Consider the following 19,375-nt stretch of genomic DNA (forward strand, 5'->3'; position numbering starts at 1 on the left):
CTCTCCCCTTCCCGCCGAGGCGCCATCGTGATCACCCTGATTAAAGAGTCCGACCAGTTGAAAATGCCCTGGAAGAACAGGCAGGGCACCACGGCCCAGATCCTGATCTCCCCCCCTGGTTCGACCCTGGACAAGCTCGACTTTGACTACCGGCTGAGCTCGGCCCCCATCAAGGAAGCAGGGAGTTTCTCCCGCTTTCCCGGCTACCAGCGCATCCTGCTGCCCGTCAGCGGTGCCGGTTTCGTGCTCAACGGCCACCCCTACGCCACTTTCGAGGCGGCCCACTTCAGCGGGGATGACGAGACCCGCTGCGAGCTGCTGAAAAAAGAGGTGACGGATCTCGGGCTCATCTACCACCCGGCGCGCATCAGCGCCAACGTGCGGGTGCTGAACCTGCCCTTCCCCCTCAGCCTCACCCTGGAGGCGGACAAGTGCTACCTCTGCCACCTGCTGGAGGGCCAGCTCACCGTGCAGGGGCAACAGGTCGCACCGGGCGAGACCCTGGTGGTGCAGGGGGAGGAGAGCATCCGCTTCGAGTGCGGGAAGAAGACCACCCTCGCCTTCTTTACCCTGCAAGCAAACGTACAATAACCGCAGCCCATTTATGACTAGGCCAAAAAATCATCTGAAGATTGATATTTGGCCTCATGGGAGTAGCATGGGTCTCTCTGGTTTATGTGATGAGAGATCCTATGCAATACACATTGGACGGATTTGAAGCACCACCTGAGCTCAGTACTGAAGAAGAAAAAAGTAATCAACAGTTGCAGACAAAAATAAGGGGCATCTTAGAGGAATTTAAATATGCAGAAGGAAATAACCTTGCTATTCCCAAGACGTTCAAGACTAGAGTCCCCTACGAAGATCTGTATGGATTGAAAGCCTTTAGTGCTTTTGTCATTAACCATCCACTCGATGGCTTGACTAGAGTGGAACCTCACCAACAACAGGTTTCAGGCTCAGTTGACCGTAAGTTTCCTTTCTTTTTACAAAGTGCCCATAAAGCACCAGAACCTAATGTCATTATCTTGATTGAAGGCCAAGGGCACAAAAAAGCAGCATTCGAATGGTTGAAGTCTGAAGCAACGAAGTGCGCAGAAAAGAATATCAAATGCTATGACCTGGCGGAGTTTACCCTCTGGCTATAAGGGTCAAAACAAAAAGCCGGGACCCTCCCGGCTTTTGCTTGTGCTGGCGGCGACACGACCCTTGGCACTACCCCACCTTGAAGCTGCCCTTCATCAGGGCGAAGTGGCCCGGGAAGGAGCAGAAGAAGGTGAGATCCTTGCCCGCCAGGCCGTCGGTCTTGAAGGTGACGCTGGTGCTCTCGCCGCCCCCCACCAACTTGGTGTGGGCCAGGATCCTGGGGTCATCCTTGGGCAGGTAGTCGTGATCGACCCCGGCGCTCATGCCGGCGGTGGCGATGGCCTGATAGTCGGCGGTGTTGGCCAGCACCCAGTTGTGGCCCATGTTGGCCACCGGCAGCTTGCCCGTGTGATTGAGGGTCACCGTCACCTCCTTGCAGGTGGCCGGCACGCTCATCGCGGTCTGGTTGTACTGCATGGCGTCATTGCCTTCGATCACCAGTGCGCACTCGTCGGCCAGGACCGGGGTGGCGAGGGAGCCAAGAAGCAGCAGGGTTAACACCTTTTTCATCATTTTCTCCTTTGATTGACGAAGGATGACAGCACAGGCATCTCGCCCCCGTGGGCGCGACCCGCAAAGATGCTGTCAGGATCGATCTTCATTGTATTCAAATGTCGCCGAAGGACGATGGCTTTTGGGCCAGCCTGAGGGCCCGGTCACTTCTTTTCTCCCGACCCCGGGCCCAAAGCGGGTTGATCAAATTCCCCTCCGGCTTAATTATTTGCGGCCTTCCCGCCCACGGCCACTCGCCAACACCGCAGCCGTTGGCTAAGCTGCTCCCCCGTCGATGACTCCCGCGAGAATGAGAGATGAAGTTCCCCTTTGCGTCTGCGCTGGCGCGCACCCTGCTGCTCTCCCTGATCCTGCTGCTTGGCGCCTGCCAGCCGGCCCCGACCCAGACCCGCATCCAGGGCAATACCATGGGCACCTATTATGCGGTGACCCTGAGCGACCCCTTCCCCGGCGGACAGGGGGCACTGCATCAGGAGGTGGAGGCACTGCTGGCACGCCTGAACAAGGAGATCTCCACCTATGATCCGGGCTCCCTCATCTCCCGCTTCAATCAGGGAACGGGGCAGCCCCCCCAGGTCATCCCGGCCACCATGGCGAAGATTGTGCAACAGGGCATTGACGCCGGGCACCTCACCCGGGGGGTTCTCGATGTCACCGTGGGGCCCCTGGTCAATCTGTGGGGGTTCGGGCCGGACAAGCGCCCGGTCAGGCGACCCAGCGCAGAGCAGATCGCCAAGGCGCGGGAGCGGGTCGGCATCGACAAGCTCACCCTGACCCCCGAGGGGGATCACTTCCTGCTCGGCAAGGCCATCCCAGACCTCTATCTGGATCTCTCCACCCTGGGCGAGGGGGCGGCCTCCGACGAGATAGCCGGGCTGCTGGAACAAAAAGGGGTCCACAACTACCTCATCGAGGTGGCGGGGGCGGTGCGCAGCAAGGGGCACAACGACAAGGGCAATCCCTGGCGGGTGGCCATCGTCGAGCCCTCGGACAGACCGGGCGCCATCGAAGACGTGGTGACCCCGAACGGCATGGCGGTGAGCACCGCCGGCAGCTATCGCAACTATTACGAGCTCGACGGCAAGCGCTACTCCCACATCATCGATCCTGCCACCGGCGAGCCCGTGACCCACAAGCTGGTCTCCGCCACCGTCATCACCCCCACGGCCCTGGAGGCCGATGCCCTCGACACCGCCCTCATGGTGATGGGCCCCGAGCGGGCGATGGCCTTTGCCAGGGAGCACAAGCTGGCGGTCTATCTCATCGAGAAGACCGCCACGGGCTTTGCCGCCAGCCACACCCCCGAGTTTGCTCCCTATCTGGTGCGCAAGCAGCCCTGAATGACGAGGCCCCGCAGTGCGGGGCCTCGTTCACTGACCGCCTATTCGATGGGGATGCGGTGGGGCGCGGGGCTGGCCGCCTGCTTGGGCAGGCGCAGGGTGAGGATGCCGTTGTCAAAGCGGGCGCTCACCTGCTCTGGCGACACCTCCACCGGCAGCTCGACGCTGCGCGACACGCTGCCATAGTAGCGCTCGCTGCGCAGGGCCCGTTCATCCTTGTTCTGGCTGTCAAACTGGCGGATCTCCGCCTTCAGGGTCACCAGCTTGCCGTGCACGTCCACGTGGATGTCCTCCTTCGCCACTCCGGGCAATTCCGCCTGCAGCAGGTAGTCATCCCCGCTCTCCCGCAGATCCAGCTTGATCTGGCTGGGCAACGGGTCCCCGTGCAGGGGGCGGATGTAGAAGCCGGAGGCCATGTCGTGGAACAGATCATCAAACAGGCTGGTGCGACTTGGTAGCAAACTCATCTGATCCCTCCTTGTGAGCGGGCAAGGGAGCAGACGGGCACCCTGCCCTCTGCCGCCTCCCGCATGCTGACGCTCTTCAAGTCTAAAAACCGGGACGTCGCCTGCCAGTGCCAACTCGCCTTCCCTTGACCGGGATCAAAGGCAAGACACCCTTTTTTTCACCCAAGGTCTGCGGGAAAAACCGGGGGGCCTCCCCATGTGCAATTGCCTGCCTGCGGACTTTGGTGGCACACTTCTCCCACCAGCCCGTAGCGCCTTGATGCCAGACAGATGCAGACACCGGACTCCGTACCCGAGAAGAAACCCCAGCCCAAGCCCAAGCGCATCCTGCTGGTCAACGAACAGCGTTCCTTCCAGATGATGATGAAGGCGATGCTGATCAACATCGGCATCAACCGCATCACCTACACCAACTCCGCCGACGAGGCGCGCCGCCGCTGCCAGAAAGAGAGCTTCGACATCTATCTGCTCGACTATGAGCTGGGGGCGGGCGAGAACGGCCGCCAGTTGCTGGAGAGCCTGCGGGATCAGCAACTCATTCCGCCCCAGAGCGTGGTGATCATGGTCAGCAGCGACGGCTCCCGCGCCATGGTGCTGAGCGCGCTGGAAGCCGAGCCCGACGAATACCTGATGAAGCCCTTCTCCCAGGAGCAGTTCTCGTTTCGCCTCAAACGCGCCCTCGCCCGGCGCCAGGCGCTGGAGAGCGTCTTCAGCGCCCTCACCCGGGACGATCTGCCCGCCCTGGTGGAGGCCTGTGCCAAACAGGCGGACGCGGTGCCCCGCTTTGCCAACTTCTGCCGCTGCCTGCAGGCCGATACCCAGCTCAAGCTGGGCCAGGCCAAGGAGGCCCGCAGCCTGATGCGCCAGCTGCTGGCGGGGCAGGAGAACAGCTGGGCTCGCCTCACCCTGGGCAAGGCGTGCCATACCCTGGGTCTGCACGAGGAGGCGGTAAGTCACCTGCAAGCCACCCTGAAACACACCCCCCTGATGGTGGAGGCTTACCTCTGGCTCGCGGAATCCCTGCTGGCGCTGGGCAATGACGAGCAAGCCCAGCAGGAGCTGCGCCGGGCGGTGGACATCTCTCCCCAGTCGGTGCAGCTCTCCCGCCGTCTGGCGGAGGTGTGCCTGCAACGGCACGACTACACCCAGGCCAAGGACGTGCTGCTCGCCCTCATCGACTTGTCGCGCAACTCGATCCACCGCACGCCCCATTATCTCGGGGCCTATATCCAGACCCTCACTCTCTACGCCCTCAACAGCAACGACGGCTACCACATCGCCAACCTGCAAAAGCAGGTGAACTCCGCCCTGTCGCGCATCCGCGACTCCCTGATGATGTCGGAGTTCAACTACCCGGTGTTCGAGCAGATCTGCCAGGCCCGGGTGCGCATCGCCCTGGGGGAGCTGCTAAAGGGCAAGAAGATGCTCTATCGCGCCAACCAGAACTGGCTGGACGAGCCCGCCACCATGCCTCCGGCCCTCCTTGGCGAGACCATACTCGCCCTCTATCAGCTCGGGGAGTTCGAGTACGCCGAGAGCCTGCAATCCCTGCTGGCGGAGGATGAGGATCGGCTGCTCACCACCTGCATCCAGGTGACCCGGGATGACAAGACGGTGCAGGAGCGGCGCCAGCGCTATCAGCAGCTCAACGATCTGGGCATCAAGGCCTATCAGGCCGGGGAGCTGGAGCAGGCCCTCGGCCACTTTCGCGAGGCCCTGCGCCGGGCGCCCGCCAATACCGGCGCCGCCCTCAACAAGATCCAGGTGCTGCTGCAACTCATGCAGAAGAACCGCAAGAGCCCGGAGTTTGGCGCCGAGTGCAAGGAGACCCTGGAGGTGCTGGAGGGCATCCCCCTCAACCCCGCCCAGCAGGAACGTTTTCGCAAGCTGCGCCAGGAATATCATCAGCACAGCTGATATCCCCCCTCCTCCCCTCACCTATGCTGATACTGACTCAGGGAAGGGAGGGGCAACACCATGGCAATGTGCCGATACCTGGTGGCCGATGGCCGCCACTGCACCGAAGAGGCAGGGGATCATGATCTCTGCCGCTGGCACGACCCCGCTGCGGCCCACAACACCCCTGATACCGCCCAGGCGCTGGAGCGCTATGTGCGCCAGGGAGGCCTGTGCCACGGCCTGCAACTGGCCCGCGCCGAGCTGGCGGATCTCAACCTGGTGAACAGGCAGGGTCCGGAGGGATTCTTGCTGGAGCAGTGCAACCTCTATCGCGCCAACCTGCGAGGTGCCCATCTCTACGGCATTCGCATCAAGGGCGGCAGCCTGATGAAGGCCGATCTGAGCGAAGCGAACCTCCACTGCGCCACCCTCGACGACGTCAACCTGCTCGGCATCCGCTGGAAGAACACCCGCCTCGACAACCTGGAGACGGGCAAGCGGCTGATGCAGGACAGAAAGGGGCGCCGCGAGCGGGACCCGGCGCAGGCCCGCGTCTGGTTCAAGGAGGCGGAGGAAACCTACCGGGATCTGCGCAAGGCCTCGGAGGCCCAGGGCATCTTCACCATGTCCGGTCGCTACATCCGGCATGAGCTCACCATGCGCCGCCTGCAGATGCCGTTCTGGTCCTACCGCCGCTTCGCCTCCTGGATAGTGGATCTCTTCTGCGGCTACGGCGAGGCCCCGATGCGGGTGGTGCTCTTCTCCCTGCTGCTCATCGTCATCTGCAGCATTTTTTACTTCTTCTGCGGCCTCAACTTCGCGGGCACCCACCTCATCTATCGCCCGGACGCCCCCCTGGAGCAGAACGCCATCTTCCTGATGGAGTGCCTCTACTACAGCGTGGTGACCTTCACCACGCTGGGGTATGGGGACTTCACCCCGGTGGGGTTGTCGCGGATCTTCGCCGCCTTCGAAGCCTTTACCGGCAGCTTCACGCTGGCACTGTTCGTGGTGGTGTTTGTCAAGAAGATGACCCGCTAGAAACCAGTCCACGATCTTGCTGGGAGGCTGCTTCCAAGGCTCATGTGCTGCTCGCTTGTGTGTCGCCAGGCGCTCCCATGCACTCAGGTTCCTCTGCTGCGCGTCACCTTGCTGACAGACTCTCGCGACAGATCGTGAACAGATTCCCGAGCCGCTGCGCCAGTCACAGCCCCCGAACTTGCATCCATCGCGGATTCCTAGTCCAATAAGCGACGAACAAAAACGACATGAGCACCCCGAACATGAAGATCATCTCTTTCAATATCAATGGCCTGCGTGCCCGTCTTCATCAGTTGCAAGCCCTTATCGACAAGCACCAGCCGGACGTGATCGGCCTGCAGGAGATCAAGGTGCACGACGAAGCCTTCCCGGTCGCGGACGTGGAGGCCATGGGCTACCACGTGGTCTTCCACGGCCAGAAGGGGCACTACGGGGTCGCCATCATGAGCAAGCAGGCTCCCATCGAGGTGCAAAAGGGCTTCCCCACCGATCCGGAAGATGCCCAGCGCCGCATGATCATGGCCAGCTTCAAGCGGGAAGACGGCTCCGTCATCAAGGTGATGAACGGCTACTTCCCCCAGGGGGAGAGCCAGGATCACGAGACCAAGTTCCCGGCCAAGCAGAAGTTCTATGAAGACCTGCAGCACTACCTCGAGACCCACCACACCCCGGACGACCAGATAGCGCTGATCGGGGATATGAACATCTCCCCCACGGATCTCGACATCGGCATCGGCGAGGCGAACCGCAAGCGCTGGCTGCGGGATGGCAAGTGCTCCTTCCTGCCCATCGAGCGGGAATGGATGGAGCGGCTCAAGGGGTTCGGCCTCACCGACACCTTCCGCGCCGCCAACCCCACCGAGTGCGAGCGCTTCTCCTGGTTCGACTACCGCTCCAGGGGCTTTGACGAGAACCGGGGCCTGCGCATCGACCTCATCATGGCCTCCGACGCCCTCAAGGACAAAGTGACCGAGACCGGCATCGACTACGAGCTGCGCGGCATCGACAAACCCTCGGATCACGCCCCCATCTGGACCTGCTTCGCCTGATCCCCACGCCAGGCTAGCCCTCGCCAAAAGAACCTGCCCCCGCCCATGCGGGGGCTTTTTCTGTTCACTGCCCCGCCCTTTCTTAATCCATGTCAATTCCCAGGCAGACGGTGCTTGCCAGGCCTTGACCTTCTCCTTTCGGCAAGGTTTAGATTCGGCCCATCCGTCACAGGGAAACCACCCATGCTCTCATCGAGATTGCCCACCACGTTCATCGCCCGGCTGTTGCTGGGGCTGATGCTCGTCTGCAATCTCACCCTGTGCATCGGCTGGCATGGGGCGGCCACCGCCCTGCCAAGTGACGCATCCGCATCCATCCTGGCTCCGGCGCATCATGGACTGCACCAGAGCGAGCCGGTGCAGCACACCGCCATGCACCAGGCCGACACAGCTTCCCTCTCCTGCCACGGCGGCCCCCAGAGTGAGGCGGCCCCGCCCGGGGAGGAGTGCCAGATGCAGAGCGGCCTCTTCGGCGCCACCAGTGCGCCGCCCCTGCTCGGCCTGCTGCTGTCACTGCTGCTTCCCCTGCTGTTGCTCCCTTCGTGGCGCCTCGCCCCCCTGCTGGACAACTGGTTGCGGGATCCCTTCCTGCGATCCCGCGGCACCCATCCCCCCTCCTGGCCACGCCGACACCTGATGTTGTCGGTGCTGCGCCACTAGAAAGCGCTTCTCTCGCGGCAGCAACAAGCCTCGGCTTGCCCGTTTTCTGCCGCCTTGCCTGACCCTGTGCCCCGGCCAAACCGGCCCGCTCACAGGGAGCCGTGCGCGCTGACACAGCTGCGCCCCGTTTGCCGCCAATCCCTTGGGTGATGCCTTGCACCTCACCCGACCGGCGGCCTGCACAAGAGAAGACGTATTATGTCACCAGCCTACTTTTCACCGTCCAAGGTTGCTGCCTTCGCGGGCACCTTATCCTCCTGCACTTTCTGCATGCAGACTCGCGCCGGAGGCTTGTCATGAACAAGACACTGTTGATGTCCGCCCTGCTGCTGGCCCTCGGCGCCGGTGGCGGCTACTGGGCCGCCAAACAGACCACTGCTGGCTCCGCTGCCAAGGAGAAGACGCCGCTCTACTGGGTCAACCCCATGGATCCCCGCGACAAGCGCGATGCCCCCGCCAAGGACAACATGGGGATGGACTTCATCCCCGTCTATGAGGAAAAACAGGGCGGCTCACCGGGCACTGTCACCATCAGCCCCGAGATCCAGCAGAACCTGGGGGTGCGGCTCGCCAAGGTGGAGAAGCTGCCCATCCACCAGCAGATCGAAACGGTGGGCTATGTCGGTTACGACGAGGACAGGTTGGAGGCGGTCAACGCCCGCATGGCAGGCTGGATCCGCACCCTCGCCATCAAGAGCGAGGGGCAGCAGGTGAGCAAGGGGAGTCTGATTTACGAGCTCTACGCCCCGGATCTGGTCAACGCCCAACACGAGTATCTGCTCGCCCTCAACACAGCCAACCCCCTGCTGCTGCGCGCCGCCGAGGGCAAGCTTAAATCCCTGCAGGTGCCGGCGGATCAGATAGCTGCTCTCAAGCGCACCCGCCAGGTGCAGGAGACGGTGCGCATCTATGCCCCCAGCAGCGGCTATGTCTCCGAGCTGAAGGTGCGCGAAGGCCAGTATGTGGAGCCCGCCGCAGCGCTCTTTAACATCAGCCCCCTCAAGCAGGTGTGGGTCAGTGCCGAGGTGTTCGAACGCCAGGCGGCCCAGCTGAAGGTGGGCGATCCGGTCACCATGACCCTCGACTATGCCCCCGGCCGCCACTGGCAGGGCCGGGTCGATTACCTCTACCCGACCCTGGATGCCACCACCCGCACCCTCAAGGTGCGGCTGCGCTTCGCCAACCCGGACGAGTTTCTGAAACCCAATATGTTCGCCAAGGTGAGCATTCAGGCGGGCAAGGGTGAGCCGCAATTGGTGGTGCCGAGCGAAGCGGTGATCCGCACCGGCAGCCAGGACAGGCTGGTGCTGGCGCTGGGGGATGGCAGCTTCAAGTCGGTGGCCGTCACTCTGGGCCCCCAGTTTGGCGACAAGGTCGCCATCAAGGCAGGGGTAGAGGCTGGGGACAGCATCGTCAGCTCGGCCCAGTTCCTGCTCGACTCCGAATCGGCCATCGATTCTGACTTCCAGCGCATGACGGCGGTGCGCCCCGCCCAGGTGTGGACCCAGGGCGAGGTTGAAAGCATCGATCTGGCCAACCGTACCCTGATGGTCTCCCACCAGCCCATCCCCGAGTGGCAGTGGCCCGCTATGGAGATGGAGTTCAGCGTTGCCGAGGGGGTCGACATCAGCCAGCTGGCCGAGGGGCAGACCCTGCACCTGCAAGTGATGCAGGAGGGGGATGAGTACCGCATCACCACCATCCATCAGGAGAAGGCACCCGCTACTGACGACGACGCCAAGCCAGCAACGGATGAGATGGGCAAGATGGAAGGCATGGACCATAGCCAGCACAATATGGGAGCCAAGCCATGATCCCTTCCATCATTTGCTACCTTGTCGACAAACAGGCTCAGCTCTCTGCACCCAATGAGCAAGGAGCCCAATCATGATCCCGTCGATTATTCGCTGGTCCATCGGCAACCGCTTCCTGGTACTGCTATTGACCCTCATGCTCACCGCCTGGGGGCTCTGGTCGGTCAAGCAGACCCCGGTAGACGCCCTGCCGGATCTCTCCGATGTGCAGGTGATCATCAAGACGGCCTATCCGGGCCAGGCACCTCAGGTGGTGGAGGATCAGGTCACCTACCCGCTCACCACCGCCATGCTGGCGGTACCGGGGGCGACCACGGTGCGCGGCTACTCCTTCTTCGGCGACTCCTTCGTCTATGTGCTGTTTGACGACAGCACCGACCTCTACTGGGCCCGTGCCCGGGTGCTGGAGTATTTGAGCCAGGTTGCCCCCAACCTGCCTGCCTCTGCCCGTCCCCAGCTCGGCCCCGATGCAACCGGGGTGGGCTGGGTCTATCAGTACGCGCTGGTGGACAGAACCGGCAAGCATGACCTGAGCGAGCTCACCTCCCTGCAGAACTGGTTCCTCAAGTACGAGCTGCAGACGGTGGACGGGGTCTCCGAGGTCGCCACCGTGGGCGGCATGGTGCGCCAGTATCAGGTGCGGGTCGACCCGGACAAGCTGCGCGCCTACGGCATTCCGCTCTCCCTAATCGAGACCGCCATCAAGCAGGGCAATCAGGAGACCGGTGCCTCCGTCATCGAGATGGCGGAAGCGGAGTACATGGTGCGCTCCAATGGCTACCTCAAGAGCGTCGAGGATCTGAAGCAGATCCCGCTCGGTACCAATGTACGCGGCGCCCCACTGCTGCTGGGCGACGTGGCGGATGTGGTCACCGGCCCCCAGAGCCGGCGCGGCCTGGCCGAGCTCAACGGTGAAGGGGAGGTGGTGGGCGGCATCATCGTCATGCGCTATGGCGAGAATGCCCAGCACACCATAGACGGGGTCAAGGCGCGGCTCGCCCAGCTGAAGAGCAGCCTGCCAGAGGGGGTGGAGGTGGTCACCGTCTACGATCGCTCCGACCTTATCCAGCGCGCCATCGACAACCTCTCCGGCAAGCTGGTGGAGGAGTTCGCGGTGGTGGTGCTGGTCTGCCTCGCCTTCCTGTTCCACCTGCGCTCGTCCCTGGTGGTGATCATCTCCTTGCCCATCGCCATCCTGACCGCCTTTATCGTCATGCACCTGCAGGGGATCAACGCCAACATCATGTCGCTCGGCGGCATCGCCATCGCCATCGGCGCCATGGTGGATGGCGCCATCGTGATGATCGAGAACGTCCACAAACACATGGAGCGGGAGGCGCTCACCGACAAGAACCGCTGGCGCATCATCACCGAGGCGAGCATCGAGGTGGGCCCCGCCATCTTCTTCTCCCTGCTGATCATCACCATCAGCTTCCTGCCGGTGTTCGCGCTGGAGGCGCAGGAGGGGCGGATGTTCCACCCCCTCGCCTACACCAAGACCTATGCCATGGCTGCCGCTGCGGCGCTCGCCATCACGCTGGTGCCGGTGATCATGGGCTACTTCATCCGTGGCAAGGTGATGGCGGAGCAGGCCAACCCGCTCAACCGCTGGCTGAGCCAGGGCTATGTGCCGCTGCTGAAAGCCGTCTTGGCCCGTCCGAAAACCACTCTGGCCATCGCCGCCGTGGTGACGGTGGCGGGCTTCTGGCCTCTCAAGTACCTGGGCTCCGAGTTCATACCGCCGCTGGACGAGGGGGACATCATGTACATGCCCACCACAGCAGCCAATATCTCGGTGGGCAAGGCGCGGGAGATTTTGCAGCAGACCGACAAGCTGATCCGCACCGTGCCCGAGGTGCAGAACGTGTTCGGCAAGGCAGGCCGCGCCGAATCGGCCACCGACCCAGCCGATCTGGTGATGATGGAGACCAGCATCCAGCTCAAGCCCCGCGATCAGTGGCGCCCCGGCATGACCCCGGAGAAGCTGAAAGAAGAGCTCGACTCCCTCATCCACTTCCCCGGCCTCACCAACGCCTGGGTGCCCCCCATCAAGACCCGCATCGACATGCTGGCCACCGGCATCAAGACCCCGGTGGGCATCAAGATTGCGGGGCCCGATCTCAAGGTGATCCAGCAGCTCGGCCAGCAGCTGGAACAGATCGTCGGCAAGGTGGAGGGCGCCTCATCGGTCTACGCCGAGCGGGTAGCGGGCGGCCGCTATGTGAAGGTGGACATCGACCGGCTGAAAGCGGCCCGTTACGGCCTCAATATCGCCGACGTGCAGGCGGTGCTCGCCACCGCGGTGGGCGGCATGGAGGTGGGCCAGACCATCGAGGGGCGCGAGCGTTACCCCATCAACCTGCGCTATCCCCAGAGCTATCGCGATTCGGTGGCGAGCCTCGAGCTGCTGCCGCTGGTGACCCCGAGCGGTGCCCGCATCGCGCTGGCGGACGTGGCGCGGGTCTACATCAGCGACGAGGCGCCCATGCTGCGCAGTGAAAACGCGCGCCTCAACGGCTGGGTCTTCGTCGATATTCGCGGCCGCGATATCGGCTCCTTCGTCGATGAAGCCAAGGCCGAGGTGGGCAAGCAGCTGGTGCTGCCGGCGGGCTACGCCCTCACCTGGTCCGGCCAATACGAGTACATGGAGCGGGCCAAGGCACGCCTCGCCTACGTGGTGCCATTGACCGTCGCCATTATCGTGCTGCTGCTCTATCTGGCGTTTCGCCGCTTCCAGGAGGTGCTGCTCATTCTCACCACCTTGCCGCTGGCGGTGGTGGGCGGGATCTGGACCCTCTGGCTGCTCGATTTCAACCTCTCGGTGGCAGTCGGGGTGGGCTTTATCGCCCTGGCGGGGGTGGCGGTGGAGACTGGCGTCCTGATGCTGGTCTACCTCAACCACGCCTGGGATGAGCTCGTGGCCAGCGGCAAGCCGGACCAGGCGGGGCTGCATCGTGCGGTGATCCACGGCGCCGCCCTGCGCCTGCGCCCCAAGATGATGACGGTGGTGACCATCATCGCCGGCCTGCTGCCCATCATGTGGAGCCACGGCACCGGCTCCGAGGTGATGCAGCGCATCGCCGCCCCCATGATCGGCGGCATGGTGAGCGCGCTGGTGCTGACCCTCTTGGTGCTGCCCGCCGCCTACTACCTCTGGCGCAGCCGCAGCCTGCCTGCTTATCAACAATCCGAATGACCCGATTTCCCAACCCTTTTCGACTGAACGATTGAAGGAAAACACCATGAACTACAAGACGCTGACCCTGACATTGCTGCTGGGCCTTGCCACCCACACCGGCCTGCAGGCTGCCGAGATGATGAACCATCAGGGCCACGACATGGCGCAAATGGAGGGGATGAACCATGAGGGCCACGACATGGCCGCCATGCAAACCGAGCAGACCCTGACCAAGGGGACCATCACCCGCCTCGATGCCGCGAGCGGCAAGGTCGGGATCAGGCACGAGGCGATCACCAACCTCAAGATGCCCCCCATGACCATGGTCTTTCGGGTGGCCGATACGGACCTGCTCAAGGATCTGAAGGTGGGGGATGCGGTGCGCTTTCACGCCGAAAACCCGGCCGGCAAGCTCACCGTGACCGCTATCCAGAAACGGTAACCACTGCCTTGAGCCATAAAAACGGCGGGATTATCCCGCCGTTTTTATTTATGACATCACAAGATGCGGCTCTTCAGCCACGAATATGCGCGATAAAGGCGTCGATCTGCTCACGGCCGCAGGCGGGGTTCATGAAGACCGCCTTCTCCCCGGCGATATAGGAGTACTTGCCACGCTCGTCGTATTCCGAGTGCGCCACCGCCTCCACCCAGTTGGTGTAGAGCCCCACCTTGCCGCGTCCCTTGAACAGGCTGCGGTGGTAGTCGGTGTTGCGTGCCAGCCGCGCCTTGTAGGCCGCATCCGGGCTGCGGGCCAGCTCGAAGGCGAATTCGGCTTCCGGGTCCTGCACCCACTCGGGGTTGTAGAGCTTGAAGCCGACACTGGGCCCCTGATTCTCCTGGGCCACCAGCTTGACGTTGCCGAGCTGGCTTAACCGGAAGCGGAAGTAGTTGGCGTTTTGCAGGCAGTGGGCCAGCACGGTGCGATACCCCTCCACCCCCAGGTAGTTGAGGGCCGCATAGGCACCGAACAGGCCGCTCGCCCCACGGGAGCACTCGATGGTGGATTGCAGGTGGGTCTGACCCTGGATGTCCCGCTCAAAGTAGGAGAAGTTCTCCGGATCGTTCTCCATCGCCTTGAGATCGCTCTGCTCTTTTATCATCACCAGGCTGGAGGTGTAGGGCACATAGCCCCACTTCTGGAAGTCCACGGTGAAGGAGTCGGCGTATCTGAGCTCGGCGAAGCGGCTCACGTTGCGCTCGATCCCCGCCAGGGTGGCGGCGTTGATGGCGAGCGGGTTGGCGGCAAAGTCGTAATCCAGGAAGAAGATCATCGACCAGCCGATGGCGGCGTCGACGTGGATGTGGGGCCTGACCGCCACCTCGAACCGCTCGCAGAGGCGATCCCGCAGCTCGACCACGGGTTTGACCCTATCCACCCCGAAGGTGTCGGTGGTGCCCATGGTGAGCATGATGGTGGGCACCACGTGGTGAAGGGAGAAGCAGGCGGTCAGGGTACGTTCGAGGTGGTCGAGATCGATGTCGTTGTTCTCGCCGACCTGGATGCGGATGGTCTTGTTCTCGATGTCCACCCCGAGCAGGGAGAGGTTGGTGATATTGGAGTAGTGACCGCCCTGGGAGTTGATGATGCGGTAGTCCTGATAATGACCGAGCCCCTTGTGCTTGGCCTGTGGCAGGCTCTTGCGGATGCCGAGCAGGTAGCCGTAGAGGTTACAAAACGTCCCCCCCTGGGTGAAGATGCCGGTGGCGCGGGCCGGGTCGTAACCCGCCAGCAGCGCTATCTGGCGCACCACTTTCTTTTCCAGCTCCTCGGCAACCCCGGCGTATTCGGAGTAGACCAGGTTGGGATTGGCCAATATGCCCATCTGGGCGCCATAGATGGCGGGATCCGCCGACATGGTGATGACGTTCTCGACGCTGGAGGGGTTCTCCCAATCCTTTGACAAGGCGCCGGCAAACAGCAGCTCCGCCATGGGCTCCCCCGGCGTGCGCATGGTGGCTGGCACCGGCATGGTTTCGCAGAGATCCGCCAGACGGGCGCGACCATCGGGCCAGGCATTGAGCCGCGCATCCGGCGCCAGTCCACGGGCGCGAAACTCGTTGAGGGTGGCAAAGCCGGGCTCGCGAAAGACCGGCCAGAGATCGGGATTGCGTGAGAAGAAGTGGGCTTTGACGGTGGCAAAACGGCGGGCGAATTCGGGGGAGACGGCGTTGACGCCCTCATCTTTCAGATAGACCAAGTGATTCATTTTTATACCATTGATACTGCTGAGGTGCGGTTTTTATACTCCAGTGACACCTCTATCAACAGAGACAATAACTAATGGTCTGCCCTACTTTTTGTCATGTTGGCGCCCTGACGGGCGCCGCGCCCCCTCTCCCCTCTTTTCCCCTGTTCATCTTGTGATCCTGGTCATGGGCAAGGTCAGCGCAGGGCGGTCAGCAGCCATGCCGAGAATCCTTCCAGCTCGGAGTTGGCCGAAAACGCCGCCCGCCACTGACGCAGCAACTCGTCGATGGCGTCGGGACGATAGGCCACCCCGGGCAGGCGTGCGGCCAGGTCATCCAGGGGCGCAGGGTCCAGGGTGTCACTGAAGATCTGTGCCCTTCCTATCACCCCCTTCTCCACGTCGAAATGAAGCTCGACCCCGCCCCAGGGGAAGCGCTCCTCCAGCAGGTGGCTGAAGGCGGGAGCATGGCCGAAGTTCCACTCCCAGCTGCGTTGGCGGGCAAAAGTCTCGGCAAAGCCGGGCAGGTCGGGCATCCGCTCGGGGGAGATATGCTCGGGCTGCACCACCTCACCGTGATGGGCAAAGAAGGCGTCGCACAGGGCCTGCACCACCTGCTCATGATCCAGACCAGGCAGCAGCTCGCCAAGGTTCGCCACCCGGCTTCTCACCGAGCTGATGCCCTTGGCCGCCAGCTTCTTGGGGTCGGGATTGAGGTAGTGGGCGAGGCGGCCGAGATCGGCATCCAGCAGCAGGGTACCGTGGTGAAAGCCGCGATCATGGGTCTCCCGGTAGGCCGAACCCGACACCTTGCGATCCCCGTCCGGGGTCGCCACCAGCAGGTCGTTGCGCCCGGAGGCAAAAGCGCTCACGCCGAGTCTGGCGAGGGCATCGATGACGATGGTGGTGGAGACGCTCTTGTCATAGCCGGGCTTGCCCGCCATGAAGGTGAAGCAGCTGTTGCCAAGGTCGTGGAACACGGCGCCGCCCCCGCTGCTGCGCCGGGCCAGGGTCACCCCGTCCTCTTCCATGCGGCGGGTGTTGCACTCCTTCCAGGGGTTCTGGGCCCGGCCTATTACCACCGTATTGTCGTTGCGCCACAGGAACAGCACCCGCTGGGCCGGGTCCATCTGGCGAAAGATGCACTCCTCCACCGCGAGGTTGAACAAAGGATCGTGGGAGTCGGAGAGCAGCAGGCGCAAGGAAGACATGACAGGACCTTCTCGGAAAACAGGAAACGGATGACTACCATACCACCCTGAACGGAGGAAGGCGTCCCCCGACCGCCACAGGTCGACACCCGATCGGGGCAAAAGCATCAACTTCTGATACGACAGGAGAAGACAAGAGGGAGTCGCCGAAAACACGCAGTTTATCATTAACAGGCGAGAAGAGAGGCGGCTGCCATCCCTCCTGGAATGACACCTAATGCCCTTTTCAACGGGCCGGTGACGGGTTGACAAGGTTTCAAAACGAGCCGTGATGCCCGTTGACGTGATGAATGACACAAAAATGACTTTTAATACCTCCCGCGCCCCATCTTATTGGGGCCTGCTCCCCTTGCGAATGGCAGGAAATTGTTTGACTCTAGCCAGAAGAGCACCTCCCGAGAGAACAGCGGTATGACGGAGTCCGATGCATCTCGCCAGCCTGTACGCTGGCTTCTGCCCTTCTGGGTGATGATTGCCACCCTGACCACGGCTCCCCTCAGGGCGGATGAGCGCGTCATCCTGCAACTTTCCTGGCAGCACCAGTTCCAGTTTGCCGGTTACTACGCCGCCATCGCCAAGGGGTTCTACCAGGAGGCCGGTCTGCAGGTCACCCTGCGGGAGGCGGGGCCGGGCACCGACGTCATCAATGAAGTCACCACGGGTCGCGCCCAGTTCGGCATCCGCGGCAGCGATCTGCTGCTGGCCCGGGCAGCTGGTCGCCCAGTGGTGGTGCTCGCCGCCATGTTGCAGCACTCCCCCCTGATGCTCATCACCCTGGAGCGGCCGGATATCCAGACCCCGGGCGATCTGGCCAACAAGCGGCTGATGCTCGAACCCGGCTCCAACGAGCTGCTCACCTACCTGCATCGCTACACTCGCAGCAGGCAGTGGGAGACCCTGCCCTACGAGCGGGGGGTACAGGCACTGCTGAGGGGCCAGGCGGACGCCATCAGCGCCTACAGCACAACCGAGCCCTTCACCCTGCAGCAACAGGGCATTCCCTACCGGGTGTTCAGTCCCCGCGACATCGGGTACGACTTCTACGGAGACAACCTCTTCACCTCGGAGAGTGAGGTCATCAACCAGCAGGAACGGGTCCAGCGCTTCTTGCAGGCCAACCTCAAGGGGTGGCGCTATGCCATGGATCATCCCGAGGAGATGATCAACCTGATCCTGGAGCACTACCCCAGCGGGGCCGGGCGCGAGGCGCTCGCCTTCGAGGCCCGTGAAACCCGGGCCCTGATGCAGCCCGACATCATCGAGCCCGGTTACATGCAGCAGGATCGCTGGCAGCAGATCGCCCGCACCTACCAGGAGGCCGGGATGATCAAGGCGGTGCCCAACCTCACCCCCTTCCTCTACAACAGTACCCAGGCGAGCCTTCGCCAGCAGCGCCAACTGCTCGACAGGAGCGTGGCCATCGCCATGCTGATCTCCTTCTCCCTGCTGGCCCTGCTCGGCGTCTTCCTGCACCTCTATCTGCGTCTGCGGGAAGAGGCCAGTGACCGACAGCGGCTCACCCGGGAACTGGCCCAGCGCGAGCAGCACTACCGTTTCGTGGCGGAGAACAGCGGCGACGTGATCTGGACCATGGACACCGACAGCCTGCGTTTTCGTTACATCAGCCCCGCCATCGCGTCCCTGAGCGGCTATGAGCCCGCCGAACTCTTTGCCCTCTCCCTGCGCCAGCTGCTCCCCGATGAGTCCTGGAAACAGCTTCGCGACGGCATCACCGCCTCCCTCGAGGCCTGGCAACGGGGGGATCATGGGCAGACCCGGTGCGTCATCCACTCCCAGCTGCGCCACAAGCAGGGTCATCTGGTGGCCATCGAGACGGTCACTACCTTGCATGGCAGCGCCAGCACAAGACCGGACGCCATTTTGGGGGTGACCCGGGATGTCACCGAACGTTCGGCCCGGGAGGAGATGATGCGCCGCCTCGCCTTCTATGACCCCCTCACCGGCCTGGCCAACCGCCGCCTGCTGCAACAGCGGCTAAAGGAGACCCTGGAGCAGGCTCCCCAGCAGCCCCTGGCCCTGGTCTTCATCGATCTCGACCACTTCAAGCCCATCAATGACACCTTCGGCCACGAAACCGGCGACCTGCTGCTCAAGTTGGTGGCCGAGCGCATGGGGGAGTGCGTCAGGGAAGAAGATCTGGTGGCACGCCTTGGGGGGGACGAATTCGTCATCATGCTGCCCGATACGGATGCCTCGGCCCTCGCGGTCGCCGACAAGCTGCACCACTGCCTGCATCACCCCTTCCAGCTTGAGCAGCAGGCGCTGCGCATCTCCGGCAGCATAGGGGTCGCCCTCTATCCGGATCACGGCACCGACCCCAAGACCCTGATGCACCACGCCGATCAGGCCATGTATCAAGCCAAGCACCATGGCCGGGGCAGGGTCTGCCTGTTTTCCACCGGGCAGGATCCTCTCCCCGGCACCCTGCAATGGCAGCCCGCCCACGCATGCGGCCACCCCCGCATCGATGCGGACCACCGCCAGCTCTACCTGCTGGCCAACCGCTTGCTCGAGCACATGCAGGATCCCGGCATCCATCCGGATGCCTTGCTGGCAGACATGGCGCAGATATTCGAGATGGCGCGCCAGCACTTCCTCCTCGAAGAGCAGGTCCTCGCGCAATATGGCTATGAGGAGCTGGCGGCCCATCGCCAGGAGCACCAGCATCTGCTGAAAAAAGCCGGTCAGCTGATGGCGGCCGCACAGGCGGGCACCCTTGGCAACGACGCCCTGCTCAACTTCATCATCCAGGAGCTGGTCGTGGGTCACATGAGCCAGGCGGATCGCCGTTATTTCCCCCTGATGAAAACCTGCGATGCCCGCGAGGCGGTGTGATACCCGAAAACA

Annotated in this window: 15 protein-coding genes; 11 read left to right on the top strand and 4 right to left on the bottom strand. The window is 62.9% G+C overall.

The window, feature by feature from the left end:
* Positions 1–27: 27 nt before the first annotated feature.
* Together OKC41_RS07815 and OKC41_RS07820 are read left to right on the top strand one after the other, a co-directional pair.
* Entirely contained in the window at positions 28–591 is a 564-nt protein-coding gene (locus tag OKC41_RS07815) for a HutD family protein (protein WP_041214820.1), read from the top strand.
* Between the two features lie 101 nt (positions 592–692).
* Entirely contained in the window at positions 693–1,148 is a 456-nt protein-coding gene (locus OKC41_RS07820; RefSeq protein WP_052130404.1) for a PD-(D/E)XK nuclease superfamily protein, read from the top strand.
* 67 nt (positions 1,149–1,215) lie between these two features.
* Here the strand turns inward: OKC41_RS07820 and azu are convergent, their stop codons facing one another.
* Positions 1,216–1,656: an azurin gene (gene azu, locus OKC41_RS07825; protein WP_041213229.1), complete on the bottom strand. Its 441-nt coding sequence runs from the start codon at positions 1,654–1,656 to the stop codon at positions 1,216–1,218.
* A 299-nt stretch (positions 1,657–1,955) separates the two neighbouring features.
* Here azu and OKC41_RS07830 point away from each other — a divergent pair, with 299 nt between their 5' ends.
* Positions 1,956–2,999: an FAD:protein FMN transferase gene (locus OKC41_RS07830; protein WP_219595950.1), complete on the top strand. Its 1,044-nt coding sequence runs from the start codon at positions 1,956–1,958 to the stop codon at positions 2,997–2,999.
* Positions 3,000–3,040: 41 nt separating this feature from the next.
* Here the strand turns inward: OKC41_RS07830 and OKC41_RS07835 are convergent, their stop codons facing one another.
* Positions 3,041–3,466, bottom strand: a complete 426-nt coding sequence (locus tag OKC41_RS07835; protein WP_039039212.1) for an Hsp20/alpha crystallin family protein — start codon at positions 3,464–3,466, stop codon at positions 3,041–3,043.
* 270 nt (positions 3,467–3,736) lie between these two features.
* Here OKC41_RS07835 and OKC41_RS07840 point away from each other — a divergent pair, with 270 nt between their 5' ends.
* The 7 genes from OKC41_RS07840 to OKC41_RS07870 all read left to right on the top strand — a co-directional run bounded on the left by OKC41_RS07840 (position 3,737) and on the right by OKC41_RS07870 (position 13,549).
* Positions 3,737–5,383 (top strand): response regulator, encoded by a 1,647-nt coding sequence (locus tag OKC41_RS07840; RefSeq protein WP_219595951.1) that lies wholly within the window; start codon positions 3,737–3,739, stop codon positions 5,381–5,383.
* A 60-nt stretch (positions 5,384–5,443) separates the two neighbouring features.
* Positions 5,444–6,406, top strand: coding sequence for an ion channel (locus OKC41_RS07845; RefSeq protein WP_270671854.1), 963 nt, complete (start codon positions 5,444–5,446; stop codon positions 6,404–6,406).
* Between the two features lie 242 nt (positions 6,407–6,648).
* A complete protein-coding gene (gene xthA / locus OKC41_RS07850) occupies positions 6,649–7,455 on the top strand; it encodes an exodeoxyribonuclease III (protein WP_010673667.1) in 807 nt (268 codons plus the stop codon).
* Between the two features lie 183 nt (positions 7,456–7,638).
* Positions 7,639–8,115 carry a hypothetical protein gene (locus OKC41_RS07855; protein WP_270671855.1) on the top strand — a complete coding sequence of 159 codons (477 nt, stop codon included), beginning with the start codon at positions 7,639–7,641 and terminating at the stop codon, positions 8,113–8,115.
* 296 nt (positions 8,116–8,411) lie between these two features.
* Positions 8,412–9,929 (top strand): efflux RND transporter periplasmic adaptor subunit, encoded by a 1,518-nt coding sequence (locus tag OKC41_RS07860; RefSeq protein WP_270671856.1) that lies wholly within the window; start codon positions 8,412–8,414, stop codon positions 9,927–9,929.
* A gap of 73 nt (positions 9,930–10,002) precedes the next feature.
* Positions 10,003–13,125, top strand: a complete 3,123-nt coding sequence (locus OKC41_RS07865) for an efflux RND transporter permease subunit (RefSeq protein ID WP_270671857.1) — start codon at positions 10,003–10,005, stop codon at positions 13,123–13,125.
* 46 nt (positions 13,126–13,171) lie between these two features.
* On the top strand, positions 13,172–13,549 hold the full coding sequence (locus OKC41_RS07870; RefSeq protein WP_270671858.1) for a copper-binding protein: 378 nt from the start codon (positions 13,172–13,174) through the stop codon (positions 13,547–13,549).
* A 73-nt stretch (positions 13,550–13,622) separates the two neighbouring features.
* Here the strand turns inward: OKC41_RS07870 and OKC41_RS07875 are convergent, their stop codons facing one another.
* Both OKC41_RS07875 and OKC41_RS07880 read right to left on the bottom strand, forming a co-directional pair.
* Positions 13,623–15,317, bottom strand: coding sequence for a pyridoxal-dependent decarboxylase (locus OKC41_RS07875; protein ID WP_270671859.1), 1,695 nt, complete (start codon positions 15,315–15,317; stop codon positions 13,623–13,625).
* Between the two features lie 176 nt (positions 15,318–15,493).
* Complete coding sequence (locus OKC41_RS07880; RefSeq protein WP_270671860.1) at positions 15,494–16,507, bottom strand: lipoate--protein ligase; 1,014 nt, start codon at positions 16,505–16,507, stop codon at positions 15,494–15,496.
* Between the two features lie 468 nt (positions 16,508–16,975).
* Here OKC41_RS07880 and OKC41_RS07885 point away from each other — a divergent pair, with 468 nt between their 5' ends.
* Positions 16,976–19,363 carry a diguanylate cyclase gene (locus OKC41_RS07885; protein WP_270671891.1) on the top strand — a complete coding sequence of 796 codons (2,388 nt, stop codon included), beginning with the start codon at positions 16,976–16,978 and terminating at the stop codon, positions 19,361–19,363.
* The last annotated feature ends 12 nt before the right edge of the window (positions 19,364–19,375 follow it).

Origin of the sequence: Aeromonas sp. QDB17 (assembly GCF_027705305.1) — a bacterium.
Lineage (GTDB): Bacteria > Pseudomonadota > Gammaproteobacteria > Enterobacterales > Aeromonadaceae > Aeromonas > Aeromonas caviae.

Excerpts from the sequence above, each read along its gene's own strand:
- OKC41_RS07820 (WP_052130404.1), top strand. The coding sequence starts at position 693 with ATGCAATACACATTGGACGGATTTGAAGCACCACCTGAGCTCAGTACT.
- azu (WP_041213229.1), bottom strand. The coding sequence starts at position 1,656 with ATGAAAAAGGTGTTAACCCTGCTGCTTCTTGGCTCCCTCGCCACCCCG.
- OKC41_RS07830 (WP_219595950.1), top strand. The coding sequence starts at position 1,956 with ATGAAGTTCCCCTTTGCGTCTGCGCTGGCGCGCACCCTGCTGCTCTCC.
- OKC41_RS07835 (WP_039039212.1), bottom strand. The coding sequence starts at position 3,466 with ATGAGTTTGCTACCAAGTCGCACCAGCCTGTTTGATGATCTGTTCCAC.
- OKC41_RS07840 (WP_219595951.1), top strand. The coding sequence starts at position 3,737 with ATGCAGACACCGGACTCCGTACCCGAGAAGAAACCCCAGCCCAAGCCC.
- OKC41_RS07845 (WP_270671854.1), top strand. The coding sequence starts at position 5,444 with ATGGCAATGTGCCGATACCTGGTGGCCGATGGCCGCCACTGCACCGAA.
- xthA (WP_010673667.1), top strand. The coding sequence starts at position 6,649 with ATGAAGATCATCTCTTTCAATATCAATGGCCTGCGTGCCCGTCTTCAT.
- OKC41_RS07855 (WP_270671855.1), top strand. The coding sequence starts at position 7,639 with ATGCTCTCATCGAGATTGCCCACCACGTTCATCGCCCGGCTGTTGCTG.
- OKC41_RS07860 (WP_270671856.1), top strand. The coding sequence starts at position 8,412 with ATGAACAAGACACTGTTGATGTCCGCCCTGCTGCTGGCCCTCGGCGCC.
- OKC41_RS07865 (WP_270671857.1), top strand. The coding sequence starts at position 10,003 with ATGATCCCGTCGATTATTCGCTGGTCCATCGGCAACCGCTTCCTGGTA.
- OKC41_RS07870 (WP_270671858.1), top strand. The coding sequence starts at position 13,172 with ATGAACTACAAGACGCTGACCCTGACATTGCTGCTGGGCCTTGCCACC.
- OKC41_RS07875 (WP_270671859.1), bottom strand. The coding sequence starts at position 15,317 with ATGAATCACTTGGTCTATCTGAAAGATGAGGGCGTCAACGCCGTCTCC.
- OKC41_RS07880 (WP_270671860.1), bottom strand. The coding sequence starts at position 16,507 with ATGTCTTCCTTGCGCCTGCTGCTCTCCGACTCCCACGATCCTTTGTTC.
- OKC41_RS07885 (WP_270671891.1), top strand. The coding sequence starts at position 16,976 with ATGATTGCCACCCTGACCACGGCTCCCCTCAGGGCGGATGAGCGCGTC.